Origin of the sequence: Desulfatitalea tepidiphila (assembly GCF_001293685.1) — a bacterium.
GTDB lineage: Bacteria > Desulfobacterota > Desulfobacteria > Desulfobacterales > Desulfosarcinaceae > Desulfatitalea > Desulfatitalea tepidiphila.
Map to the genome: position 1 here is coordinate 55778 of NZ_BCAG01000003.1, position 26286 is coordinate 82063.

Genomic DNA, 26286 nt, shown 5'->3' on the forward strand with positions numbered 1-26286 from the left:
TTCAACCGTCCAAAAGTCTCATATTGCCAAGAACCAGCAGTAGCTTAGCTTCTATCCATTATATAGTGAACCGAGCAAGGCACTAAGTGGTTGAGTGTTTTGTTTCGAACGAAAGGGTCGCGACAGGGTCAATAGAAACGACGATCTGGCAGTGTAACTGTGTCCGCGCGTATTGCGTTGCTCTTTACTTATCGTATTGTTTACTCTGATGTACTGCCAACAAGACCGTATCTTCAACTTAGTTCTGGGCAGGGTAAATTTTGACTTCTCTATTCTTTGTGTGTGGCATTTTACGACTTATGCCATGGCCTGATGGTTAAGCGGCAAGGCAACCAGATGGAGTTGACATGAAAATCTTCAACAGACAGGTTGAAACAGGCCGCAGCGTGAAAAACTGTGGAAAGCATCGAATGGCTGCATTGATCCTCGTTGCCAGCTTCCTGTTCTCCGGCTGTAGATCCCATACAATAAACACCTTACCAGAACCCTTGCAGACCGGAGGCGCCGCTTATAGCATTCCATCGCCATCTTCAAAACCAGACAATCAAAATTGGTGGGCATCGTTCAAGGATGCCAAGCTCGATGAACTCATCGATGAAGCACTGAATCGCAATTTCGATGTCATGCGGGGCTTGGCCAGACTCGATCAGGCCGATGCACTCACCCGCCAGGCCAGGGCATCACGCCTGCCTCAGGTGGACTTCGAGGCCAGCATGCTGAGGGATTGGGCAGATGGTGAAACACGCAATCGCTTGGATCGAATCGGCGGCGCGCTGGCCTGGGAAGTGGATGTATTCAATCGGTTGGGGTCCGCAGAAATGGCACGTCAAAGTGAACGCGCAGCACGTGCTGAAGACCTTGAGACAATACGTCTCAGTCTGTCCGCCGAAGTAACCGCTGCTTATGTTGATGCTGTCGGACAACGCACCCAACTTCTTCTATTAAAAGAGCAGATTGAGGTTGACCGGGAGTTGCTGGAACTCACCGAGATTCGTTTTGAAGCGGGCCTGACGGCATCGGTGGACGTGCTGCAGCAAAGCAGCGTTCTGGCCGAGACGGAAAGCCTGGTGCCCCCCACCGAAGCATTGCTGCGCGTTGCGGAAAACCGCTTGGATGTGTTGATGGGACAGGCACCGGATGCCGTGGATCGGGTAGACGACAACGATCGGTTCGTTTCAATTGAAGACCTGCCGTTTATCGGTGTCCCCTCCGATCTCTTGCTCAACCGCCCGGACTTGAGGGCCTTGAAAAATGAGCTGATCGCCGCTGATGCTGAAATTGGGCAGGCCATTGCCGACCGACTGCCGCGGATCACGCTTGACGGATCCGTCTTTTACGGCTCCGGATCGGACTTCACCGGACCCGCAGGCATACTATTGGGATCGATCATACAACCCCTTTTGGATTGGGGGGCCCGCAAGGCCGAAGTCGAACGCAGCCGGGCGCTGTATGTCGAGCGGCTGGCGGTATTTTCCCAGGCGTATTTGCAGGCGATCGAAGATGTTGAAAACGCGCTTTACAAGGAACGCAAACAGCGCGAGTTTCTGGATCGCCTGGAGCGTCGTCGTCGTTTTCTGGAACGCACCGTCGAAGAGACCAGAGATCGATATACCAATGGCCTGACAGATTTTTTGCCGGTCCTGGATGCACTCAAAGAGTTGCAGCGGATCGAGCGCACCATCGTTACACAACAGCGGGAGTTGCTGGCTTTTCATATTCAGCTCCAACGTGCGCTGGGTGGGCAGCTGAAAGTCCCCGGAAATGGAGATCAGATTCAATGAACATCAAAATAAATTCAAAAATTATGGTGTGGGTGGCCTTGGCGGTAATACCAGCTTTTTTTGTGGTCGCACAGACAAGTGCTCAGCAGGCCGTGCCCGTGATCGTCAAGGCGGTCGTGATCGATCGCTTTGTCGACCGCGTGGAAGCGCTTGGAACGCTGCGTGCCAACGAAACCGTGGTATTGACCGCGACGGTTTCCGAAACAGTGACCGCCGTACACTTTGAAGACGGTCAGCGGGTGACCGCCGGTAGTATTCTGGTCGAGATGACCAATGAAGAGGAGCATGCCCTGATCGAAGAAGAACGATCGACGCTGGCCGAAGCAAAAAAGCAATATGAACGGCTGCGTCCCCTGATCGAGCGCGGGGCGGCATCCGCATCATTGCTCGATCAGCGTCGCCGGGAATACGAGACCGCTAAAGCGCGGCTCCGGGCCATCGAATCCAAGTTGCGGGATCGTCTGATCCTCGCACCGTTTGCCGGGGTTGTCGGTCTGCGCAATGTCAGTGTGGGCGCGCTTATCGAACCGGGTGACGTGATTACGACCCTGGACGACGACAGTGTCATGAAGCTCGATTTTACGGTGCCGTCAATTTTTCTGGCGAGCCTTAAAACCGGCTTGCCCATTGTTGCCACATCCCCAGCCTTCGGCAAACTCCAATTCGAGGGCAATGTTTCCAGCATCGACAGCCGCATCGATCCGGTTACCCGTGCCATCGTCGTCAGAGCGATTCTGCCCAACCCGGAGCGTCTACTGAAACCGGGGTTGCTGATGCACGTCACGTTGCTGAAAAATCCGCGGGACGCTCTGGTGATTCCCGAAGAAGCGCTGATTCCGTCCGGGCGCGTCAACCACGTGTTGGTCGTGCATCAATCCGGCGACAGCACTGTTGTCTACCGTCGCCAAGTGACCATCGGCAACCGCCGGCCGGGCGAAGTGGAGATCGTCGAGGGACTTGAAGCCGGAGAATTCGTGGTCGTTGATGGTACGCTGCGCGCTCGACCGGGACAGCCTGTGACCATTACTGCCGTGGACGGCGGTGGCGAGCCTTTGGCCCAACTGTTGAACCGGGAACGGAAGGGGCAAAGCCAATGATCCTTTCTGACATTTCCGTCCAGCGGCCTGTATTCGCTGCCGTCATCTCCTTATTGTTGATTGCCTTCGGCCTGGTTTCGTTCGGCCGACTTCCTCTGCGGGAATACCCGGACATCGACCCTCCCGTGGTGACTATCGAGACGCTCTATCCCGGTGCCTCCGCCAATGTGGTGGAGACACGCATTACCGAACTGATCGAGGAGCGTATTGCCGGCATCGAAGGCATTGATTTTATCGCCTCGACCAGTGAAGACGGACTTTCCACGGTGACGATCGAATTCGATACCGGGCGGGATGTCGACGGAGCGGTCAGTGATGTCCGGGATCGGGTCTCGGCGATCTTAGGCGATTTGCCGGACGAAGCCGATCCGCCGGAGATCCAGAAAGTCGATGCCAACAACGATGTGATCATGTGGTTGAATCTGGTCAGCGATCGCATGACCGTGCCGGCCTTGACCGATTATGCCGATCGATATCTTGTCGATCGGTTTTCGGTCTTGGATGGTGTCGCGAGGGTGAGAATCGGTGGTGGCCAAAACTATGCCATGCGGATTTGGATCGACCGCAATGCCATGGCGGCGCGGGGGCTTGTGGTCAGCGACGTCGAAACCGCCCTGCGGGCAGAAAATCTGGAGCTGCCGGCCGGAAGTATCGAATCCGAGACGCGCAGCTTTACGGTGCGGGTCAAACGTGCATTTCGAACGGCGCAGGATTTCAGCCGCCTGGTTCTGGCCCGCGGTGACGACGGCCACTTGGTTCGATTGGGTGACATTGCCCGCGTCGAGCGCGGCACTGAAGAGGACCGGACGTTCTTTCGGGGCAATGGTGTGGCCATGGTCGGCATGGGCATAATCAAACAATCGACTGCCAATACGATCGATGTGGCCCGCGGTGCCAAGGCGGAAATGCGTCGCCTCAACCTTACCTTGCCCGACGGGATGGAAATCAAGCAGAGCTACGACACATCGGTTTTTGTCGAAGGAGCCGTCAAAGAGGTCTATAAAACCCTGCTGATTGCCATCGGCCTGGTCATCCTGGTGATCTATTTCTTTTTGGGCAGCATTAGGGCCACGCTCGTTCCGGCGGTAACCGTTCCGGTTTCCATTATTGCAAGTTTTATCGTTTTAAACATTTTGGGGTTCTCGGTAAATTTGCTGACGCTGCTTGCACTGGTCCTGGCCATCGGATTGGTGGTGGACGATGCCATCGTGGTGTTGGAGAATATCTACCGGCGCATGGCTGAAAAAGGCGAATCCCCCCTGGTGGCGGCGTATCGTGGCGCACGGCAGGTGGGTTTCGCGGTTATCGCAACCTCCTTGGTGTTGATCGCGGTGTTTGTGCCTATTGCTTTTCTACAGGGAGATGTGGGCCGTTTGTTTTCAGAGTTTGCCATCACCATGGCGGCGGCGGTTTGCTTTTCCAGCGTCGTGGCCCTGAGCCTCTCGCCCATGCTGGCATCCAAAATCCTGAAACGCAAAACCAGTCGCCGTGCTCCCCGCACCCGTATGGACCGCTTTTTCGGATCCATCCGGCACCACTATCGCCGTTTGCTCAGCCGCACCATGAGGCGCCCCCTGCTGGTGGTGGGCCTTTTTGCGGCACTCATCTTGGCAACGGCGTGGCTGGCAGGGCAGATTCCCACGGAATTCGCCCCCAGGGAAGACCGCGGCGCATTTTTTGTGATCGTCAACGGGCCCGAAGGTGCTTCCTACACCTATATGGAGGAATACATGAACGAAATCGAGCGGCGGCTGATGTCCTTCGTCGAAAGCAAAGAGGCCACCCGGCTGCTGGTTCGAGCCCCGCGCACGTTTTCGAATTATGAGAACTTCAATACCGGGATCGTGATTATGGTTCTCAACGACTGGAACCAGCGACGATCAGCCTGGGCCATCATGGATGAGGTGCGTGCCAGACTGTTCGACATGCCGGGGGTGCGCGCCTTCCCCGTCATGCGCCAGGGCTTTGGTGCATCCATTCAAAAGCCGCTGCAGTTCGTCATCGGCGGCGGCACATATTCGGAATTGGCCCAATGGCGAGATACGCTGCTGGCGCAGATTGACGTCGACAATCCGGGGCTGATCGAGATCGACTGGGATTACAAGGAAACCAAGCCCCAACTGCAGGTGAACATCGACTATGATCGCGCAGCCGAGTTGGGGGTGACCATCGGGGCTGTCGGCCGCACCCTGGAAACGATGCTGGGCTCCCGGCGCGTGACTACCTATCTTGACGCCGGTGAAGAGTATGACGTGATCCTGGAAGGCGAACGCGAGCGTCAACGCACGCCAAATGATCTGCAGAACATTTATGTACGTTCATCGCGCAGTGACGCGCTGATTCCGCTGTCTAATTTGGTCACGATAGAGGAATTCGCCGATTCAACCACCCTGAATCGTTACAACCGCGTCAGGGCCGTCACCATCGAGGCCAACCTTGCAGACGGTTTGGCCTTGGGCGATGCGCTGGCCTATATGGAAGGATTGGTCAAGGACCACCTGCCTGAAAACGCGATCATTGATTACAAGGGGCAATCCCGGGACTACAAGAACGCAACGCAGTCCATATTATTCGTTTTCCTGTTGGGAATCCTGGTGGTGTTTCTTGTCCTGGCTGCCCAGTTTGAAAGCTATCTCAATCCGCTTGTGATCATGCTTACGGTGCCGCTGGCGATTGCAGGCGGCTTGATGGGGCTGTATTTGACCGGAAGCACCTTGAATCTTTACAGTAAAATCGGCTTGGTCATGCTGATCGGCTTGGCCGCGAAAAACGGCATTCTTATCGTCGAGTTCGCCAACCAGCTTCGGGAGCGGCGCAAATCGTTTAATTACGCGATCCTGAAAGCATCCGAAGTTCGCCTGCGCCCAATCGTGATGACGGGCATCACTACGGCCACGGGTGCGATCCCCCTGATTCTTTCCACGGGTGCCGGGTCGGAAACCCGCATGGTGATCGGCGTCGTCGTTCTGGCCGGGGTGTTGTCGGCGACCCTGTTCACCCTGTTTGTCGTACCGATCGCCTACAGTCTGCTCTCCCGGAGGACACATCCTCCCGGGCAGGTCGCGCGACGGCTCGAGCAAGAGCGGGCTGGTCTGAAAGCAGGACCGACCCAGTAACTGTGAAAAAAACGAAATCATCGCTATGGTTTTCAACAGCCTGTTAAAAAATGACAGGAGACATAAAGAAAAAAAGGTGACATTTTATATGCGGTCAGTTTGTATAAGTTTAATCATGTTGGCAGGATCAATCATTCTGTCGGCCTCCAACTGCTCAGCAGAAAATAACGAAATGATCGCACGGCTAAGCGCCGGTGGCCATATTTTAATGGTCCGTCATGCGTTTGCGCCTGGAAATGGAGATCCAGATCATTTTACGATTGGCGACTGTTCCACGCAGCGTAACCTTGATGAAACGGGTCGCGCTCAAGCACGAAGCATCGGTAATTGGCTTCGCCATAAAGGACCATATTCAGCACGTGTTTACTCCAGCCAATGGTGCCGGTGCCTCGAAACGGCCAAGTTAATGCACTTGGGCCCTGTAAATCAGTTACCCGCTTTAAATTCGTTCTATGAGCGCATTCAAGACCGTGAGCCGAACATCGAAACTTTGAAAGATTTCATTTCCCGGCAGCCCACGGATGGCGAATTAATTGTATTCGTGACCCATTTTGTAACCATTGCCGCCATGACGGGCGAGAGCGTTTCCTCAGGCATGGGCGTACTGTTGGAACTAAAGGAAGATGCGCCCTATAGAGTGGTTGGCAAGTTAACTTTTGAAAATTAAAGCGAGTATTGCATGAAATGGACTCTTTGACCCACTTCACATTTGGCGCCGCCTGTGGAGAGGCAGACTTTAGACAACCTCATGCGTTACGCGGCCTGCGCCCGATTTTCGTCGCTGCCATGGCAGGACTGTGGATTCTTTTCGCGGCGGCCCTCGATTCCTCAGCGCAGCAGACCCTCCACCACGAGCTTGAGGTGGAAATCCTGCACGATGCCAAAACCCTGCGCGGCACGGACACCATCCGTCTTCCCAAGGGCGCGTCGCGCCTGCGGGTGGCCTTTCGCCCTGGTGTGCGCATCCTTGGCGTGGGAGGCGCCGCGTACACGCAAAAAGAGGGTGTGCTGGATCTGAATCTCGAGACCGCACATCCGTCTTCGAACACCGTGGTCCTGCGCTACGAGGGTGTCTTCGACGATTCCTTCGAGGCCGAGCCATTTTCCATGGACAACCCTGGCCAGGGTGTTCTGGGTACCATCACCCAGGATGCAGCCTTCTTTCTGGCTGGCAGCGGCTGGTACCCAATGATCGTGGAAGATATCCCCGAGACCTTTCGTGTTTCGGTGACCGCGCCGAGGGGCGTCTACGCGGTGATGGAAGGCAGGCTCGAAACCCACGCCGACGACCCCGACAGGAGCCTTTCAATTTGGTCGGTGGCTCGCCCATCGGGGCCGCTGGCCATGTTTGCAGGGCGCTACGTCGTCAACGAACGCATGCATGACAAGGTGCGTATCGCCACCTACTTCTTTCCGGCCAATGCCGGGCTTTCAACCCGCTATCTGGATGCTGTGCAGCGTCACATCGTCCGCTATGAAGCGCTTCACGGGCCCTATCCATTCGCCAAATTCGCTGTGGTGGAAAATTTCTTTCCCACCGGATACGGTTTTCCATCGTATACGCTGCTGGGCAGTCGCGTGTTAAGACTGCCTTTCATTCCCGACACCAGCCTCAGACACGAGGTGGCTCACTGCTGGTGGGGCAACGGTGTGTTGGTGGATGCGACCGGGGGCAATTGGTCCGAGGGGTTGACCACTTACGTGGCCGATTACCTTTCCGAGGAGGAGCATTCCTTCGAGCAGGCCCGGGCCTATCGCCTGCGCACGCTTGAAAAGTACGCCCTTCTCGCCGCAGGTGCGCAGGACTTTCCCCTGTCGACCTTCCGGAGCCGCTACAACCCTGCCAGCCAGGCCGTCGGCTACGGAAAGGCCATGTTCGTGTTTCATATGATGCGCCTGCGTATCGGCGACACGGCTTTCTGGGCTGCTTTGCGCGACATTTATGCCGAGCGGCTGTACAAAAAAACCAGCTGGGTCCATTTTATGGATGCTTTTGCCGAGCACGGTGGATTGGGTCGCGATGAGGTGCGCTTTTTTTACAAACAGTGGATCACCCGCCCGGGTGCCCTGCAATTGGCCATTGACAGCACCCGGGTGGTTTCCGCTGCAGGCCGTCCGCAGGTGGAGGGATTGCTCATTCAAAAATCGCCCCGCTTCAACGTCCGCGTGCCGGTGGAGGTGGTCGGTGGCACGATCAGCCGCAGAGAGAGTGTTGCCTTGGATGATGCTAAGGCGACATTCAGCATCCGAATGGAGGAAGCGCCTCGAACCGTAGCCGCCGACCCCGATTTCGATGTTTTTCGCCTTCTCTACCCCGAGGAAATCCCGGCAACCGTCGACGCGGTAAAGGGCTCCAACACGCTCGCCGCCGTGCTCGCAGAAGATAGCCCCGAACCCTGGGCGGAGATTTTCCGCGGACTTCTAATGGGCCTCAACCAAGGTGGCACACCCGTCTGGAGTGAAAGCAGATTCGCTGCCGAGGATTCCGCCGGAAAGGACGTACTCTTCTTTGGCATGCCCAAACGGGAAAAGGGTCGCAACCTGTTGTCGGAGTTGGGGGATGCAGCGGAGCTTTCGGCCGGGGCTTTCCGGGTGGGAGAGGACATCTCCAGCCGCAATGCCGACACGCTGTTTGCGGTCTTCAAAAGGAATCAGAGACTGGTGGCCGTGTTCCTTCCCGTTGCAGGCACCGAGGTCGAAACGGTGGTGCGCACGGCCCGCAAAATTACCCACTACGGCCGATATGGGCGGCTGTCCTTCAAAAACGGCGTCAATACCGGCAAGGGCGTCGGCGAGGCGTCCGGGTCGCCCCTTGTCGTTGATCTGGGAGACAACTCATGAGAATGGCAGCCACGCCATCATCGCCCTTGTTAAAACCTCCGCCCAGGGTTCGATACAAAATTATCTTCGTGGCATTAATCCGGCAGCCACAGTATGACAGGTCAACCGCCAATTCTGGATGATATCGGCTATTAGATCGATTGTCAGGACATGATCTCAAGGACGGACCCTCTTTTCAAGATTCCTGCAAAATTGGCTACGATACTGGCGGTTGTCCCCCAAATCAGCTCTCCCCCAACGTTAAATTCCGGGAAATAGTGTTCCTCACACAAGGCTCCGTAATCCGAACCGATGGATGCATCGCTCGATAAAAATGACGCAAGTGGGACTTCGATGATTTTTTCCACCTCGTCCGAATTGATTTTGAATCGGTATGGATAGGGTATGGTCCCAACAAAAGGATGAATGATAAACGGCGGGGCGTAGGTCATGGATTCATCAAGAGGTCCGAGCACAATCACATCCTTCGGTTGAAGACCGATTTCTTCCCACGACTCCCTCAGAGCCGTATACTCAGGACTGGGGTCTGCCCCATCGACAACACCGCCGGGAAACGACACATGACCGCCGTGATACCTGACATGTGACGCTCTTTTTGTAAAAAGCACCGTGAGCTCGCCATTTTTTAGAAAAATTGGCACCAATACGGCCGCAGGTGTAGATATGGTCCTGATCCCGGGCATGGTTTTGATGTTTCGATGAGAGAGGGCTTTGGCGATTAGCTCGAAAATGTCATTGTGTTCCTGTGCCATTGAACGGAGACCTGATTTTTTTCACAATCTGAAACATGAACCTGACCTAGTGCCCATCCACAAATGACCAATTGTCCCGATATCGGCGTTGCGCGAAAAATTTAATCCTCGGAATATCGACCATATGCCTGCGGTTAAATTTTTCGCGCGCCTTGATCTCGACCCAATTTGCCTATTTGTGGACGGACACTACCTAGCACAAAAAGCATTAAATCTACCAGCACTTGATTTCCGGTCTTCACCATCGCATGCCTAAGCGGTTTGAAAGGTTTTTGATCGTATCACGCGCATTGAAAGCGGCAGACGCTTTTTTCCGGAAAAGGGGGGGGCAGGACCCATGGTCTGGATCCTGCCCCGGTAGGTAGGAGGAAGCAGAACGGTTTGGCTTTCTTGATCAGCTTCAACGAGACTATAGCAAGTCAAGATGACCCCACCATGACCGCAAGATGATCATATGGCAATGTTTTCAAGTGCATTTATTGACAGCCAAAAAGAGGTGCTGGTACTTTTCACGGAATCATCAATTGGCCGCAAGCGGGAGGTAGATCGCCACGCGGGTGCCTGTTCCTGGTTTAGAGTCTACGTTGATCCACCCATTGTGGTTTTTGATGATGCCGAAGACTGCCGCCATGCTGAGACCGCGCCCTTCAAATTTTGTGGAAAAGAAGGGTTCGAAGATACGGCGTTTCGTTTCTTCGTCCATGCCTCGCCCATTGTCTTCAATTTCAAGGCACAGAAAAGAGCCGCAGCGGTCGCCATCGTCGATTCGGCTGCCGTCCACGATGAAGCCGCGAGCGGTTATGATGCCCGTTGCGGAAATGGCCTCGACGGCATTTTCAACCACAGCCAGAATGACCATGCGCAGTTGGATGGTATCCACTCGAACCGAAATCGATTCGTCCGCCAATTCGAGTGAAAATGTGACCGCTGGTTTCAGCATCCGTTGAATCGCGGGCTGAGCATCTTGAATAAGCTCCTTGAGCGTTACGATGCGGGTCATTGATTTGCCACCCTGAGCATACGCCAGGAGATTGTTGGTTAAATAGCGCATGCGTTCGGCCACCGGATGAATGCGTTCGATGTAACCTGCGATTTTGGATTCTTTATCGATGCTCATAGATGCCAGATCAATGTAGCCGATCAATGAAGTCAAGGCATTGTTGAACTGGTGGGCAATACCGCCGGCCAGTTTGGCGATTGCCTCCATGTTTTGAGTTTGCAGGATTTGTTTTTCATACATGACCAGGCGCTGGGTTTTTTCCTCGATCATCGCTTCCAGTTCGCGTTTCTGCCGTGTCAGCATGCTGGAGTATTCTAAGCTCTCAATGGAATTGGCGGCATTGCGAAGGATGATCGACAACATTTCGAGGGAGGTGTCCGGCAGCTGTCCATCCTTTTCCGGAAATACGCCGACGAACAACCCTCTGATTCGGGAGCAGGTGGACAGAACGTGCAGAAAAAGCTGTCGGTTGCTGTGGTTTGAAAACAGTGTGATGCCTCGCCGTTCGCGGATCGCCCAGGCCACGCTGCCATTTTCGATCAGGTAACTTAATTCGGCTTCACTGCTATTTTTTGTATCGATGGGCGAGCAGGACGCCAATCTGAGGTCAGAGGTTTCCTCGTCAACCAGATAGAGGGCACGGGTTTCGAATTCGATCAGCCGTTCGATCCGCTCCAACGCTATTTCCACCACCACCTGGGCCGAGCACTGGCCGCTGACTTCCTTTTGAAAATCTCCCAGGGACAGCGCCAGTTCAATGGCATGATGGATGAACTGGCGGCTTCTTTCATCCCCATTTGCATGTCTGATCTGGTTCTCATGGATATGTGTCGCGTCCAGCATCGCTCTCAGCCTTCGAAAACCGTCTTGAGGGGAGCGAGTTGAAGGGTGGCCTGGCGGATCAACGCAGGTATGGCGCAGGCCGAAATTCCGATCCCATCGAGCACGGAATAGTCGAAACAGGGGATCGTCAGCTCTCCGCTGTTGCCGATACCTGTTCCATGAACCAGGAGATCGGCCAACTGGATAATGCCGGCCTTGGTTGGATCCGGTGATTTGGACGGCGTATGGTGGTGGACGATGTTGGCCTCCAGCTCGTCCGGCAACCGCCATTTTCTGATCAGATGGCGGCCGATCTGTGTATGGTTCAGTCCGAGGATTTCCCTTTCAGCCTGGTAAAGACAGCGATCTGATGATCGAGCCGAATGGATCGCTTCACGGGCATGGTCTGGGTAGTATTTGAATACGATCAATTTGCCAATGTCGTGCAACAACCCGGACACGAACAACTGTTCCGTATCTTTTATGTTTTTCAGGGCGGCCAGAATACGGGCCACGATGCCGCATGCCAGGCTGTGGCGGGTGAAGTCCCGCACATCCAAAAATTCCCGGGGAATATCTTTAAACGCATTCATGACACAGATGCCTAACGCAATCCCGGAAATTTGTTTGGTGCCGATGATCGTTACGGCTCTGGATATGCGGTCTATTTTGGATGGGAACCCATAGAACGCGGAATTGACAAGTTTAAGAAGAACAGCCGACAAACTGGGGCTTTTGTTGACGACACGGGCCACATCATTCGACGTGGAAAGCTCGTCTGCAATGACATCGTTGAGTTCTTGTACGATAACCGGCGCTTCCGGCAGTTTTTCATCGATTTTCCGGATGAATCCACCGATATCCTTTGGCCTGCCCGGCATCGCTTGGGCGGGTATTTTCAGATGAATCGGCATTGGAGATGGGGTGTAAGCACCCCCTAATCGATAGGCCACGGAGGATTGATAGATTTCTCTGATGATCTTGTGATTGAGGTCCAGATGCTTGAATACGGCGTCGACGGCTTGTTGCGCCTGTTGTCGCTTTTCCGGGTCCTCAACCGGCAATTCACAGGCTTTGTGTTTTACGGTGCCGACAATGTTGACTTCGTTCACGCCCCAGATTTTGAGAACACGGATATGTTTTGAGACGATTTTTTGCCCCCTGGACAGCAGTAAGCGGGTGTTGATATCGAGTACATCCTCACTCAATACCATGCCCGGTTCCAATTGATCGACTGCGATGTTCGCCATATAAGGGCCTGTTTTCGATATAGGGTGGTCCCCATGTCAGTATCCAGGGGAACCGATTCAACTCCCTGCTATTGTGTCATTATCGGTCCAGTCGAATGAAACTTGAAAAGAAAGATTCATCTGTGGTTTTTTTTGCTATTGTCATGATTAATAAGGATAGGTAGGGTTGAAAAAGATCAATGCGGAATATGACCGGCGTGAATGATAAACTTATCAGGATCTGGAGTGTTGGCTTCACGTAAAATGGAAAATTCCCGCCCGCTATATAATAGTCGCATATTTCAAAGTTTTATCGATTATTTGCGCACGGCTCGTCCCGATCTCAACAGCCTGGAATTTCTTGACTATGCCGGTATCACGCCAGAAGAGTTGGTGGACACCGCTCATTGGTTCACCCAGGAACAAGCGGATCGATTCTATCAAATCATTGCCGAAAAATCGGGTGACGAGGATATCGCCCGCAAAGCGGGCCGATTCAGCGCCTCGTCCGCCGGCATGGCCTCGTTTCAACACTATGTGGTCGGGCTCTTGAATACCGAGACCGCCCTGCTCTCCATGGCGAAAATATTTCCTCTGTTCACAAAGGGGGCGACCGTCAAAGCGAAAAGGTTGGCTCCCGGCAAAATCGAAATTGTTTCCACGCCCAAAACCGATGTCGATGAAAAGCCCTATCAGTGTGAAAACCGCATGGGCAGTATCGAGGCCCTGCCCAAGTTGTTCACCAATGACTATGGCCATATCGAACATCCATCCTGTTTTCATAGGGGCGCGGAGGCGTGCCACTATATTGTCTCATGGGTTGATCCGAAATCGCTCAAGATAAAATTGTGGCGCAACTACGCACTGATCGGCTCGTTGATGTTATTGGCACCTTTTTACATCGTTTTGCCGACCGGCTCTTTCTTCTTTCTCGCTACTTTTTTCCTCTGTCTAGATATTGCGTTGGAGGTCGTCTATACCCGTACCAAAATCAAAGAGCTTGAAAAAATCGTGGAGCACAGCCGCCAGGCTGCTGAAGAGCGCATCGAGATGGCGCATACCAGTTACAATAACTCTTTGCTGGTTCAGGAGATCGGGCAAGCCACGGCTGAAATTCTCAATGTCGACGATCTGATGCACAAGCTCGCCGACCTGATGTGCCATCGGCTCGGTTTCGATCGAGGGCTGATCCTGCTGGCCGATGAAGCGGAGACTCGGTTGTTCTATAAGGCAGGCTATGGATATTCCGAGGAGGAGCAAACCTATCTCGAAAAAACAACGTTTCATTTGGACAAACCGGATTCCAAGGGGTTTTTTGTCAGGTCATTTCTGGATAAAAAGAATTTGACGATTTCCGATGCCAGTGAAATGGCGGATTCATTATCGGCCAAGAGCAAGAATCTGTTGGAGACCTTCGGCGTGCGCTCGCTCTTGTGCATACCGATCATTTACAAAGACAAGGCGCTCGGCATCCTTGCGGTGGACAATGTGAATTCTAAAGTGCCGTTGAAAAAGAGCGATGTCAATTTGCTCGAGGGGATTGCTTCGCACATCGCCATCGGTATCAATAACGCGCGATCTTTTCAGCGTCTGAAGCAGAGCGAAGACCGATACCGGCAAACGCTGGAAAGCATTGAAGAGGGGTATTTCGAAATCGACCTGGACAGACGCCTCTTGTTTGCCAACAAAGCGTTCGAGGAGTTTGCCGGTTTGGCTTCGGGGGAATTGGGAACGAATGGGTTCGAACACTTCTTCAGGCCTGGTTCGATCGCCGAATTGGAGCGGTTGTTAAAACAGATCCTGGATTCCAGGGACCCGGTCCGTTTTGCTCAACTCGATCTGGCCACAGACAAAGGAGAAGTATTGCCTGTAGATATCTCCATCTCCCTGATCGTCGACCAGAACGGTCAGCCGACCGGCTATCGCGGTTTTCTGCGCGACGCACGGGATCGTTTAAAGCTCGAAATGGAACGAAAGGAACTCGAGTATAAATTGCAGCGGGCGCAGAAGATGGAATCTATCGGTACTTTGGCTGGCGGCATCGCCCACAATTTCAACAACTGGCTGGGCGGCATCCTGGGCAATATCAGCCTGATCAAAATGGCCGTTCAGGGGCATGGAAAGGTCTTGGAGCGAATTTCAAAAATTGAGCATATCGTGGATAACGCCGCCAAAATGAACCGACAACTGCTCAGTTACGCACGAGGGGGCAACTATGAAATCAAACCCACCAACCTGAACGATATGGTTCAAGAGATTTCGGAAACCTTTGCGGCGACCAAAAAGGATGTCGTTGTCAAACTGTTGCTCGATTCCGACTTGGGTACCGTGGAGGCGGATCGGAGCCAGATCGAGCAGGTATTGTGGAATCTTTATGCGAATGCTACCGATGCCATGCCGAACGGTGGCGTATTCACCATTTCGACGGCCAATGCGACCTCAGAAACCATAAAAGGGCGGTTTCATAATATTCCATCAGGCGACTATGTGAGGTTGAGCTGCGCGGACACAGGATCCGGCATTTTGACCGAGCACATGGATACTATTTTTGAACCCTTTTTTACTACCAAAAAAAGTAAAGGCACCGGCCTTGGTTTGGCCTCGTGCTACGGCATTGTCAAAGCGCACAATGGCTTTATCGATTTCGTGTCTCAAGTGGGCGTCGGCAGCACCTTCACCATCTATTTGCCTGCGGTGGATGCAATCCCCGCGGTGAATGGCCGTGTGTCATCTTCGGTCCAAAAGGGGCAAGGTACGATTTTGGTCGTGGATGACGAAGAAATAATTTTGGAGTCCAGCATCGCTCTTCTCTCCGGATTGGGATATGTCGCAGTAGGCGCTTCCAGCGGCGAGGAGGTTTTGGATAAATATTCACACGAATTGAATGCCTTGGATGCGGTTATCATCGACATGGTGATGCCCGGTATGAGTGGTGGAGAACTTTACGCGCGCTTAAAAAAATTAAAGCCGGATTTAAAAGTTTTGTTGTGCAGCGGCTACAGCGTGAACGAAAACATCCAGGCGGTCCTGGATCAAGGCTGTCAGGGTTTTCTGCAGAAGCCCTTCAGTTTGGATCAGCTGTCGACGGCGATCAGAAGCTGCTTGTTTAAGGACACTTAGCGCCCGTCCACAAATAACCATAATATGGCTGACCGATCCGGACATCCATGAGGCCCTGTTATCGCGGGCCATGGTGATGTCCAGTTATGCCGGGGATGCGTCGGTGCTGGGCTTATTTTCGCGCGAGCCGATCCATGGCCGTTTTGAGACTGAATCGAAGTCGTTCCAGAGCGTCGGCCAGTTTTCCGATTTCATCATTGCCTTTAACGGCGATTTTCTGATTGATTTGCCCTTCCACTAAACGAATGGATGTATCCGTCAGCTCCTTGATGGGCAGCAGGGATCGTTGCACGGTGATAAAGACCAGGATAAATGATATGAGAAAAATTGCGCCCATGATCAACAGCGTCGATATCATCATGCGGAATTTTGCGGCATTGATTTTTTCAAGCGAATAGCCGATTCGAAATCCTCCCCAGTGCTTCCCTTTGACCATAATGGGCGAGGATATATCCCACATGGTTTCACCTGTGTCACGGCTGTAGACTTGCAGAAAACCGAGATTCAGATTTTGTGCGGCGGCAAGCCCTACCTTGTCGCTGAATATCCGCTTGGTCCGGTTGAGGATCAGATCTTTTTCCGGATCTCCGGTGGGCGGCTGGTTGTATCGCGTGTTGTGAGTGGGAACATAGCCGTTGACATCCGCGGCCACGGCATAGACCACGCTCTTGTCCTTGAGAAATTCGTCTTCGATACCCAGCAGGGCCTTATCGAGGTAAAAGTCGTACTTCGTATGAAATTTGGGTGGATTGAAACCTGGTATCTTTTCATAAGCCGTATCAAAGGCGTCCCTGATTGTAAACACGCCGTTATCGATGGCCTCTTCGATTAAGACGCCGGTCATTTTTGCGCCCGTCATGGATTCGGTTTTGCCTCTTTCCAGCAATTGGGCCTCCAGCGCGGCACCTTGATCGATGATCATATAGGCCGCTCCAGCCCCCATGACGACTAAAAGCAGAAGGTTGACATACAACGTAACCTTTACCGCGACCCGTTCGGAAATGAATTTGATCATGGCGCTTTCTCCCCTGTGACATGATGTGTGAAGTGAGCATATTCCCGGAAATGGAAGTTGGGTTTACTATGGCGCATAGCCGAATCGCACGGCCCCCCAGTGTTTGGTGTGAACATAAATCGGTACGGATAGGTCGTACATTGTTTCGCCCGTATCGCGATTGTATTTCTGCAAGAGAAAGGGCTGCGTGTTGCGAGCGGCCGCAAGACCGGTACGATCGTTAAAAACCCGCTTGGATCGGTCTTGGGATTTGCTGTTGTGGGTCGGCAAATAGCCGTTTCGGTCGACCGCTACGACGAAGAGCAATTTTGGGTCCTTCGCCAAATACTTGTCCAGTATCGTTTGCAGGACCGTATCACAAAGCCTGTCATATTGCGTATGGAATTTTTGCGGAGCAGTGTTGGGGATCGGTATGTAGAACGTATCGAACATCTGGGCCATGGTCAGTTTTCCACTGGTGACCAGGTATTCGAATTGTGTCTTGATTTCCGACTGGCACTCGATGGCCCATGCTTTTACCTTGGCTTCCATCTCTGCGTTGGCGTCCGCCGTCACGGGACCGACGCAGAGCATGATCAATAGTATCGTTAAAACAGATGGGTTGAAAATTTTCCTGAAATGGTTTGATGCGGACATGGCGATTCCTCAATGGAGTTGGCTGGCGGTGCTGCTTTTTTTGATGGTTTCAATGAAATCATCGATTTTAAGAACCAGGTCATCGGCCGATGCCTTGGCTTCTTTTATGACCGCCAGAAAATAGTTGCTAAAGCCAAACAAAAGGAGATCCTCTTGGCTTTGTCGGGAAAAAACCATGTGTTTGAACTCGGATAACCCGAGTGACGAACGAATGGTGTCGCAATTAAGCCCCGCAAAAGCAATGAAGGGAAACAGGTTGTCGGCATTGTCGCCGTGGAATGCGAGGCCCTTTCCATCGTATTTCACGAGGTAATAGCTTTTGACGCCATCGATATTTTTAATGTTCGTAAAATCTTGTACGGTGGCCATCACGATGCTCCCTTACCGGATGTTTAAATGGGGTGCGATGAGGTTTTTAAAGGTGGCAATTTTTTCCTGGTCATCGATTTCAGCGCACAGCATGTTAACCAGTCGCTCGATAGACGCCTGATTGATTCGATCGACGCTGCCGATCCATGCCTGACGTGTATCGTTGAAAACAATGGCGGCGATGGGGCCCATGACCTTGTTGAGCGCATTTTCCAATTGGGAGAGGAGCTTGGAAACGGGCTCTGAACGAAGCAACGCCCCATGGTTCTCCGTCGCGGCATTCTGGTTGATCGTGTCCACGCCGGCCTGATCGGGTGATAGGTCGCTTTGCCTCGGCCGACTATTCGCGGATTGTGAGATCGTCAGGTCGAGCAAGTTTTCATCAAGGGGGGATTGGTGGAGGATCACGATGTATTGATGATTGCCTGCCCGCCTTATTGACAGGTTTGAATCGGCGAATTGCAGGCGGATTTGAACGATATCGGAGAAGAGTTCTGCGCCCCAGGAATAAAACTTCTCCAGGGTCTTGTTCAAGGTGGAGAGATTGTCCTTGGTAAATTCGTTGCCTCCTTTTTGGGAGATTGTTCCGAGTTGGGGGTCGAAAAGTAAAACACATGAAACGCCGGGAAGTGTTTTTATCCTGTCCAGTATTGTTTCCATTGGCGGCCTCGCAAATGCTTTTCGTTTCGGTAAATGAACAGCCACACAATATCATTCAACCGCCGGCCCAAGAGGGTAGGGCGCGACCAACGGATATGGTTCTGGTGCTGGATCTGGAACAATAGATCTGGTGAACGTGGCACTGCGGCCGACAGGCCGGCAATAACACGCGAAGTGGACCATACAGGAGCTTGGCAATACCATCAATTTCGATTAAACTAACCGAAATGGCGTGAATAGTCAATTCTTGAAATAATTCTTGAGCCTTGCTCGTAAAATTGCGTGCGATTCGCGATTGACAGCTGTTCTTTCCACATGTTAGAGGCTCGTCGAGCAAGAAGTCGATATCCGGTGGCCCAACAGGGCCGGAAGAGGGAAGCCGGTGCGAATCCGGCACGGACCCGCCGCTGTGAGCGAGGACGAAACCCGCTGCAATACCACTGTATCGCCAATTGAGGAACGAAGCGGTGCGGGAAGGTGCGGGAAGTAGATTGATCCGCGAGTCAGAAGACCTGCCGAATATCTTTGAGTTCTTGGTGGAGACGGTAAATCCCCAGGCTGATAGTCATATTGGCTTGGGGTTTTTTTATGGCCCCGGCCGATACGCAGGGCGCTTGACGGGAAATTGCTTATCGCGCATGCGCTTCTGCGAAAATTTGGCGACAAGGAGGTTTTATGCTGGAACAGACCGTTCAAGCCATCGGGCCATTGGACCTGAACGCCATGGCAGCGGCCAAGGATCACCAGGCCCGCCTGGCTCTGCCCCCGGGCAGCCTGGGCCGGCTGCACCAGTTTGCTGTCAAGATGGCCGGGGTAACCGGGCGGCCAAGGCCCGCCGTTCGCGACCTGGGGGTCATCACCATGGCCGGTGACCACGGGGTGGCGGTTCGCGGGGTGAGCAAGTTCCCTCAGGAGGTGACACGCGAGATGGTGGTTAACTTCGCTCGCGGAGGTGCGGCCATCAATGTGTTGACCCGTCATGTGGGCGCCCGGTTGACTGTGGTCGATATGGGCGTGGCCGGACCGGCCCTGAACATAGATATGGACGAGAAGGGAAAGGTCCGATTCGTTTCCCGCAGGGTCGGTTCCGGAACGCGGGATATTTTTACAGGGCCGGCCATGACCCGGGATGAGGCCGTGCGATCCCTGGAAACGGGAATCCGGGTTTTCATTGAAGAAAAGGAGCGGGGTCTGGATGCCGTGGGCACCGGAGATATGGGGATCGCCAATACCACGCCGTCGTCGGCCATCGCGGCGGCGATGCTCGCCGTTTCGCCGAGGCAGGTGGTGAACCGGGGCACCGGCATCGACGACGCGGCCTTGGATCACAAAGTCCAAGTCGTGGCCCGGGCGCTGGCGGTCAATCGTCCCGATTCTTCCGATCCAATAGATATTTTGGCCAAGGTCGGTGGGTATGAGATCGGCGGCATCGCCGGGGTTATCCTGGCCGCCTGCGCGCATCGGGTGCCCGTGGTGGTCGATGGGTTCATTTCGACCGCGGCGGCCCTGCTGGCGTGCGGCTTTCATCCGGAAGTAAAACAGTATCTTTTCTCCGGGCACCAGTCGGCCGTGGAGGGTCACCGTTTGATGTTGGAAGAGATGGGACTCGAACCCATGATCGATTTGGGTATGCGATTGGGGGAAGGGACCGGCGCTGCATTCGGTCTCTCGATTCTGGCGGCGGCATCACGGATCGCCACCGAGATGCACACTTTCGAAGAGGCGCAAGTGTCCGGTCCGGGAAATGATGGTGGTTAAGAAAAAATGGAGCTTCGCGATTGGACGTGTGGAGCAAACCGATGGCGTGTCGGCCGGCTGCTCGATCAGATGATCGGTGCCGGCCGTTCGCCATCGAGAACTTGCCGCACGGCACGGCCCAGATCGCCGCGGACCAGGGGCTTGCGAATCAGGGCCCGAATGCCCAAACGATCGATCATCTCCTGGGTCACCTTTTCGCTGTAGCCGGTGCAGATGATGACGGGGATATCCGGACGCAGGGCCAATATCCGTTCAGCCAGTGCGTCCCCGGTCATGCCGGGCATGGTCATGTCCGTAATCACCAGATCGTAGGCATCGGGTTGCTGTTCGAAAAGGTAGAGCGCCTTGGCGCTGCTGGTATGGACCGTCATGCGGTAGCCCAACCGTTCGAGCATCTCCTTGCCCAATTCGGCGAGGGGGGCTTCGTCGTCGACGAACAGGATGTGTTCCCGACCAATCGGTACGAGGTTTTCATGGGACATGTGGACGGGGGAGCCCTGTTGGATGATCGGAAGAAAAATGGTGAAGGTCGTACCCTTCCCGGGCGTGCTCGCCACGCCGACCGCTCCGCCGCATGCGTGGACGATGCCTTGTGCCACCGCCAGTCCCATGCCTGTGCCTTCCCCTTTTTCCTTGGTGGTGAAATAGGGGTCGAAGATTCTCTCCAAGTTATTGGGATCAATGCCATGTCCCGTGTCGGCCACCACCATCTTCAAATAACGACCCGCCTGCAGACCTGGGTATTTCTGGGCTTCTTCGCCGGACAACGCCTCCTCTCTCAGGGAGACCTCGAGCCGGCCGCCACATTGACGCATGGCGTGGCTGGCATTGGTACATAGATTCATGATGACCTGATGGATTTGAATGGGATCGGCCTGGACCACCGCATCGCATTGAATGGCGCTTTCGATCTCGATGGTGGAGGGGAGCGAAGCACGCAGCAATTTAAGGGCTTCCTTGAGGATCGGTTGCACCTGGATGGGTTTGGCCTCTGATTCGGTCTGGCGGCTGAACGTAAGGATTTGCTGCACCAGTTCACGCGCCCTCTCTCCGGCGCGAAGCACTTGTCCGATAAAGGCGGGATTGGATTGTCCCCGGTTGGCATCGTCCAGGGCAAGCTCCGAAAAACCCAGGATCGCGGATAGAATATTGTTGAAGTCATGAGCGATACCGCCGGCCAGAACCCCAATGGCCTCCATTTTTTGAGCTTGCCGCAGTCGGGCTTCGGTTTGCCTTCGTTCCTGTTCCAGGAATTTGACCGCACTGATATCGGTGGCGACGTGCAGGCGCACCCAGCGGCCGTTCACCCATTTGATGGCGCGGTCGTGATGCAGGAACCAGCGGGTTCCCTCATCGTTCATCGCTTCGCAGACATGCAGGTCGGTGGGGTTGCCTTGTGCGTCGAGCAGTTGCAGATCACGGCAATGCGTACACGGTTCATCACGGTGGTAGAACGCTTTCCAGCAGGGCTGGTTGTTCAGATCGTCACTGACGATGTCGCGCATATGGCGATTCATGAAGATGGGGACGTGGGTTTCCAGATCGGTCGCGTAGATGATTGCGTCGATACTGTCAAGAATGGTCAACAGGGTCTGGCGGGTTTCACGCAGTGCCAGCTCCTCATGCGCCAGATGGGACACATCCCGCATAACATGAACGTAGCGTTGGACCTGGCCCTCTTCATCGAAGCTTGGCGCCACTGACACCTCGAACCATCGTTGATCGAATTTCAAGTTGAACGATTCGCGCCGGCGACTGGCGGCCGAGCGCCGACACGGGCAATCCGCCAGCATCCGATCGGTGCCGTGAATCGCTTCCCAGCAGGGCCTTCCGACGATCCGGGATTCGGTCGTCTTCAGAAGACGGCACATGGCCTGATTGCATTTGATGATGCGGTGACGTGGATCCAGAACGCAGATGGCATCGTTGATGGCGTCAAAAATCTCCTGCCATGGAAGCTCGTCTATCATGGATTCGGTCGCCGTTGTTGGTACGACTTGTCGAAGGGGGCCGCCGATGCGGCCGGAATCGGCTGTCTCATCTGTAGCATCCGGTGAGGCTGGGCCGATATCGTTAGGGTTCGTTTTTTCCACTGGGCTCTCTTTCCCCCGCATTCATGTTGGCCGATCGGCCGGTTGATGATCATGTAACACAGGCCCCATGACCGCGCAACCACCGGCCTTCTGGCTTTAGGAAGCCGGATGCCCGCATGGAAGGTGGATGTGAGGGACCCGAGCATTTCATATTTTTCATCTTGATGCCGAAAAATATAAATGATAGCAAGGCGAAGACATTCTGGCCAGATTGCTGATCACTGATCTCCGGTTCTCCTCCTTTAAGCTCAATTCCGCCTTGATCTCCTGTTGCAGGCCCTTATCTTAATTCAAAAACCCATTCGGCATGCATCGCCTCTTGAAAGGTGTTGAATATGGAAACATTGCTCAAAAGGCTATTGGCCTTGAAGATACGCAGAAAAAGGCGGTTCAAAGTCAAAAAAGGGGTGAGTGTGGTTTTAGGCGGTTCAGGATCCATCGGCAAGAACCAGATCAATGATATCGGCATGGGTGGTCTCTCATTTTACTATACAGACAATGGACAGCCCACCACGCAAAAATCACACAATGTTTCGTTGATACAGGATGGGCGGCCGACCATCTTTCACATTCCTTGTCGAACCATTTGTGATGCGGAGACCGGGGAGCTGATCTTTCCGAATCAACGTGTCAAGCGACGCTCCGTGAAATTCGATCGTTTAAGTATCCGTCAGAAAAAACAGGTCAAACAGTTGATCAAGGAGTTTGCGGTCAAGCGGTGAGCTCATCCGACCTTGGTTCGCTTGCTCCTCAAAATCAAAAATAGTGGCTTCAGGCGGGTTTTTCTGTGAGGTTCGAGGGAGGTAGTGGATTCAGAATCAGCTCTTGAATGACCGTCAACAGGTCATTGACATCGAAGGGCTTGGAGACGAATGCATTGGCGCCCATGTGATAAGCGATCTGTTCGTGATCCGGGTTGCTCGATGTGATGATGAAGGTCACATCAGGCCGAAGTTTTTTTAGCTGTTCGAGCAACTCCAAACCACTCATATCCGGGATGTTGGCGTCTGCGATGACGATGGTCGCGCCGTTGGGGTTGCTATGCAGATGATGCCAGGCTCTGAAGCCGTTTTCGAATGTCAAGACCTTGCTGTTGGTACAAAATTCGATCGTATTGACCGCAAAATCGCGGACAAATTGATCATCGTCGATGATCAGAATTTGTCGATGTGTGGGGGAAGTTTCGGACTCCATGTCAAGCCACCTTCAAAAACGCGATATCTTCCGCGCGGCTGCTGAACATAAGCGTATGGCAGATCGTGTCGATATTTTCCTCCATCGCTGATTTGCGATGCTCTCCCATGGGAAAACCTTTGGCCGCGGCTTTAACCATAACGGCCAGCAACTTGACGCGCTGATAGAAAAGATGATCGTAAATTGAATTTCCGGACGCTTTTTGCTTCAGAGGCAGCCCGTCCACCAGGCCACCGATATCGATGGATTCGGCTTCGACATGGTCGGCATTGTCTATCATGGCTTTTCGGCGGTACTCACCCATTGGGTAGCCATTGAGATAGGCCTTGGCCATAATGATCATCAGCTTCAAACGCGAAAAAAAGATATCATCCAAATCCATTTCGCGGGATTCGGATGCCGGAGAGCCTAATCGCAGCATAACCATCCTTCTTTAGGAGGTGAGAATGATCGCGGGGGGACCTTCGTGAATCGGGGAGTCTTGTAGCCCTTTTAGGTGCGTCAAGTCAAGTATTGCAGCGCGCCGTCGTCAATTTTGTATCCACGCTTCGGACTTCCATTCGCCGGCTGCAGCCACTTGAATGAATGGCGTTGGGTGCAGATGTCAACGCCAGGCGGGGCAGTTCGCTTAAGGCGGGATCGTCAATAAAATGCATAATGATCGCGCCTGTCCACTTCATAGGGGGCCGGGAGTTTTCCAAGTTTCGATTCACGGGGTGCAGCGCCCGTATCGCGCCTCTCCATTCCGGTTCTCCTTTCCGGAATATGATTCGAGTAATCAAACCGACGCCTTTCCAGATGAAGGCGCCTGTCACCAAAAACGGACGGGTTGTTTTTATTTTTCATGGTACCAATCCTCTGGGTCATAAAACTTCGTTTACGGTGGCGTTTGAATAAAACAGCAAGATGCATGCCGGTTAAAAGTGAAACAATTCACATAACACTCAGTATGTTGCATACTCTTTCGCTCTCAGTACAATACGACCGTGCTCAAATTTTCCCGCTAGGTTACATTTTCGGTCGTGATCTACTGTCAAATTGATTTGCCCTGAGATTTTTGCTAGAGTAACGGTCAATCATACCGATTATTAAAAATTGTTAATTAATAGGCATATATACCTATCATGGACCCCAGCTACGGCATCACCGGCAAATTGTTGATCTGGTTTTTTGCCATCGTATCCATATTTTACGCTACGATTTTAGTTCTTTACATAAATTTTCAGCAGGTTGTGCAGATATCGGAGCGCATCGTCAGTAAAAATTATGCCATTTCGGACTATTCGAAACGCATGCTGGAAAATCTGCTCAGCATGGAGGAGAACGAAAAAAAGTATCACCTGCTGCGCAAAGAGGACTATCTTGGTTTTTTTACCAACGCCAGAAATGAGTTCGAAGCGAGCCTGATCAGAATTCTCGCGTTGGACAGCCAGGGTGACGCCGTTTCCTCGCATTGGAAGGATGTGTATGAGGCCTACCGGAAATATCCCCGACCGAACAGTACCGCCAACAGTCGCGGCGAGGTGGCCCTCGAAGATATTTGGATCCCCGAAAAAGTGATCAATACCTGGATTCAGAAAATATCCATGGCCCGGCTCGACAATCAATCCGAGGTCGAGAACGCCACGCGCGAGCTTAATCGGAGAGGTGTCAGCTCAGTTCATAATGCCTTGATTGGATTGGGGATATCGAGTCTTGTCGGGTTGCTGGGGGTTGTTTACCTGGCCTATTCGATGATCCGGCCGCTGAAAGAACTGATGAGGGGTATTCGTTCCATTTCTAAAGAGCGACAAAGCGAGCCGCTTAAAATTCATTCCAAGGATGAATTGGGGGAATTGGCATCGGCGTTCAATGAAATGGCGGACCGGTTGCGTCAGGAGGAACAGTTGCGATCGGATTTTATCTCCATGTTGAGCCATGAAATCCGGACGCCGCTGACCTCCATTCGGGAGTCTGTGAACATGATCGAAGAAGAGGTGATGGGCCCGATCAACGACAGACAGAGGAAATTTCTCGAAATCGCGGGCACTGAAATCGGTCGGATTTGCGACCTGCTCAACCATCTCATGCAGGCCTCGCGGCTGGAGCCGGGGGCCTTGAAATTGAGCAGTGAACCTGTGGACGTCTACGCCTTAGTCACGGCCAGCATCGACAGCCTGAGGCCGACGGCCGAGGCCAAGAATATCGGGATCACATCCGAAATCGCACCCGAAACTCCCGATGTACTGGGGGACGCCCAATACCTCCAACAGGTCTTTTTGAATCTAATCGGCAACGCCATCAAATTTTCGGATCCCAAGGCCGAGATCCGGGTCAGGGTCGGTGCGCTGGACAAACACAACCGCTTGACCTTCAAGGTGGTCGACACTGGTCCGGGCATTCTGGAGGAAGACCAATCCAAACTGTTCAACAAGTTTTACCGATCCGCCAAGGTCCGCGACCATCTCGACGGTGTCGGGTTGGGGCTCAGCATTACCAAAAATATCGTGGAGGCTCACGGGGGCACGATTTGGGTGGAGAGCCAGGTGGGAAAAGGGACCACGTTTGGTTTTACATTGCCCGTGGTTTCGGCGGAAGCGATCGCGATGCGGCCAAAAGAGCGCCAAATTAGGTCCACGGTATCGTCTTTTTTAAGTAAATCCAGCGAGTAAGTCTTTTCAGGAACTGGCTTGGAGCACCCCGGAAAGGTTATGTGTTGCACTCCATCAGGGACATGATATACAAAACGTCAGCCATTTGAAATTGCGTTGGCACCGCTTGTGGCAATGGGATGAAAAGGGGTGGTATTGAATTCCTTGATTGT

The 26286-nt window shown here is 53.3% G+C and carries 20 protein-coding genes and 1 riboswitch; of the genes, 9 read left to right on the forward strand and 11 right to left on the reverse strand.

Going from position 1 to position 26286, the window contains the following annotated elements:
* Positions 1–347: 347 nt before the first annotated feature.
* The 5 genes from DFT_RS04940 to DFT_RS04960 all read left to right on the forward strand — a co-directional run bounded on the left by DFT_RS04940 (position 348) and on the right by DFT_RS04960 (position 8835).
* Complete coding sequence (locus tag DFT_RS04940) at positions 348–1781, forward strand: efflux transporter outer membrane subunit (protein ID WP_054030145.1); 1434 nt, start codon at positions 348–350, stop codon at positions 1779–1781.
* Complete coding sequence (locus DFT_RS04945) at positions 1778–2878, forward strand: efflux RND transporter periplasmic adaptor subunit (protein ID WP_152971863.1); 1101 nt, start codon at positions 1778–1780, stop codon at positions 2876–2878. The genes DFT_RS04940 and DFT_RS04945 overlap by 4 nt, the downstream gene beginning before the upstream one ends.
* The gene (locus tag DFT_RS04950) at positions 2875–5994 is read left to right on the forward strand and encodes an efflux RND transporter permease subunit (protein ID WP_054030146.1); all 3120 of its coding nucleotides are present in this window, start codon (positions 2875–2877) and stop codon (positions 5992–5994) included. The genes DFT_RS04945 and DFT_RS04950 overlap by 4 nt, the downstream gene beginning before the upstream one ends.
* A gap of 25 nt (positions 5995–6019) precedes the next feature.
* A complete protein-coding gene (locus tag DFT_RS04955) occupies positions 6020–6661 on the forward strand; it encodes a histidine phosphatase family protein (protein ID WP_152971864.1) in 642 nt (213 codons plus the stop codon).
* 119 nt (positions 6662–6780) lie between these two features.
* Entirely contained in the window at positions 6781–8835 is a 2055-nt protein-coding gene (locus DFT_RS04960) for a M1 family metallopeptidase (protein WP_054030147.1), read from the forward strand.
* Between the two features lie 143 nt (positions 8836–8978).
* Here the strand turns inward: DFT_RS04960 and DFT_RS04965 are convergent, their stop codons facing one another.
* From DFT_RS04965 to DFT_RS04975, 3 genes are all read right to left on the reverse strand, one after another.
* Positions 8979–9587, reverse strand: a complete 609-nt coding sequence (locus DFT_RS04965; protein ID WP_054030148.1) for an NUDIX hydrolase — start codon at positions 9585–9587, stop codon at positions 8979–8981.
* A gap of 520 nt (positions 9588–10107) precedes the next feature.
* The gene (locus DFT_RS04970) at positions 10108–11265 is read right to left on the reverse strand and encodes a two-component system sensor histidine kinase NtrB (RefSeq protein ID WP_161807079.1); all 1158 of its coding nucleotides are present in this window, start codon (positions 11263–11265) and stop codon (positions 10108–10110) included.
* Positions 11266–11435: 170 nt separating this feature from the next.
* Positions 11436–12659, reverse strand: a complete 1224-nt coding sequence (locus tag DFT_RS04975; RefSeq protein ID WP_054030150.1) for an HDOD domain-containing protein — start codon at positions 12657–12659, stop codon at positions 11436–11438.
* Between the two features lie 228 nt (positions 12660–12887).
* Here DFT_RS04975 and DFT_RS04980 point away from each other — a divergent pair, with 228 nt between their 5' ends.
* Positions 12888–15758 carry a hybrid sensor histidine kinase/response regulator gene (locus tag DFT_RS04980; protein WP_161807080.1) on the forward strand — a complete coding sequence of 957 codons (2871 nt, stop codon included), beginning with the start codon at positions 12888–12890 and terminating at the stop codon, positions 15756–15758.
* Between the two features lie 112 nt (positions 15759–15870).
* On the opposite strand, the gene DFT_RS04985 is transcribed toward DFT_RS04980, so the two are convergent.
* The 4 genes from DFT_RS04985 to DFT_RS05000 form a co-directional block, all read right to left on the reverse strand.
* On the reverse strand, positions 15871–16773 hold the full coding sequence (locus DFT_RS04985) for a HAMP domain-containing protein (RefSeq protein WP_200907023.1): 903 nt from the start codon (positions 16771–16773) through the stop codon (positions 15871–15873).
* 66 nt (positions 16774–16839) lie between these two features.
* Complete coding sequence (locus tag DFT_RS04990; protein WP_054030152.1) at positions 16840–17409, reverse strand: hypothetical protein; 570 nt, start codon at positions 17407–17409, stop codon at positions 16840–16842.
* 9 nt (positions 17410–17418) lie between these two features.
* Entirely contained in the window at positions 17419–17781 is a 363-nt protein-coding gene (locus tag DFT_RS04995) for a hypothetical protein (RefSeq protein WP_152971865.1), read from the reverse strand.
* Between the two features lie 9 nt (positions 17782–17790).
* On the reverse strand, positions 17791–18438 hold the full coding sequence (locus DFT_RS05000) for a DUF8082 domain-containing protein (protein ID WP_152971866.1): 648 nt from the start codon (positions 18436–18438) through the stop codon (positions 17791–17793).
* Positions 18439–18770: 332 nt separating this feature from the next.
* A riboswitch (cobalamin riboswitch) is annotated at positions 18771–18972 on the forward strand.
* A 141-nt stretch (positions 18973–19113) separates the two neighbouring features.
* Here DFT_RS05000 and cobT point away from each other — a divergent pair.
* Complete coding sequence (cobT, locus tag DFT_RS05005; protein ID WP_054030155.1) at positions 19114–20196, forward strand: nicotinate-nucleotide--dimethylbenzimidazole phosphoribosyltransferase; 1083 nt, start codon at positions 19114–19116, stop codon at positions 20194–20196.
* A gap of 65 nt (positions 20197–20261) precedes the next feature.
* Here the strand turns inward: cobT and DFT_RS05010 are convergent, their stop codons facing one another.
* Positions 20262–22166, reverse strand: a complete 1905-nt coding sequence (locus tag DFT_RS05010; RefSeq protein ID WP_054030156.1) for a PAS domain-containing sensor histidine kinase — start codon at positions 22164–22166, stop codon at positions 20262–20264.
* Positions 22167–22702: 536 nt separating this feature from the next.
* Here DFT_RS05010 and DFT_RS05015 point away from each other — a divergent pair.
* Positions 22703–23011, forward strand: a complete 309-nt coding sequence (locus tag DFT_RS05015) for a hypothetical protein (RefSeq protein WP_152971867.1) — start codon at positions 22703–22705, stop codon at positions 23009–23011.
* Between the two features lie 49 nt (positions 23012–23060).
* On the opposite strand, the gene DFT_RS05020 is transcribed toward DFT_RS05015, so the two are convergent.
* The 3 genes from DFT_RS05020 to DFT_RS25695 all read right to left on the reverse strand — a co-directional run bounded on the left by DFT_RS05020 (position 23061) and on the right by DFT_RS25695 (position 24329).
* Entirely contained in the window at positions 23061–23483 is a 423-nt protein-coding gene (locus DFT_RS05020; protein ID WP_054030158.1) for a response regulator, read from the reverse strand.
* 1 nt (position 23484) lies between these two features.
* Complete coding sequence (locus DFT_RS05025; protein ID WP_054030159.1) at positions 23485–23904, reverse strand: hypothetical protein; 420 nt, start codon at positions 23902–23904, stop codon at positions 23485–23487.
* A 221-nt stretch (positions 23905–24125) separates the two neighbouring features.
* The gene (locus DFT_RS25695) at positions 24126–24329 is read right to left on the reverse strand and encodes a hypothetical protein (RefSeq protein ID WP_152971868.1); all 204 of its coding nucleotides are present in this window, start codon (positions 24327–24329) and stop codon (positions 24126–24128) included.
* Positions 24330–24607: 278 nt separating this feature from the next.
* On the opposite strand from DFT_RS25695, the gene DFT_RS05030 reads away from it, so the two are divergent.
* Entirely contained in the window at positions 24608–26134 is a 1527-nt protein-coding gene (locus DFT_RS05030) for a HAMP domain-containing sensor histidine kinase (protein WP_054030160.1), read from the forward strand.
* Positions 26135–26286: the final 152 nt, after the last annotated feature.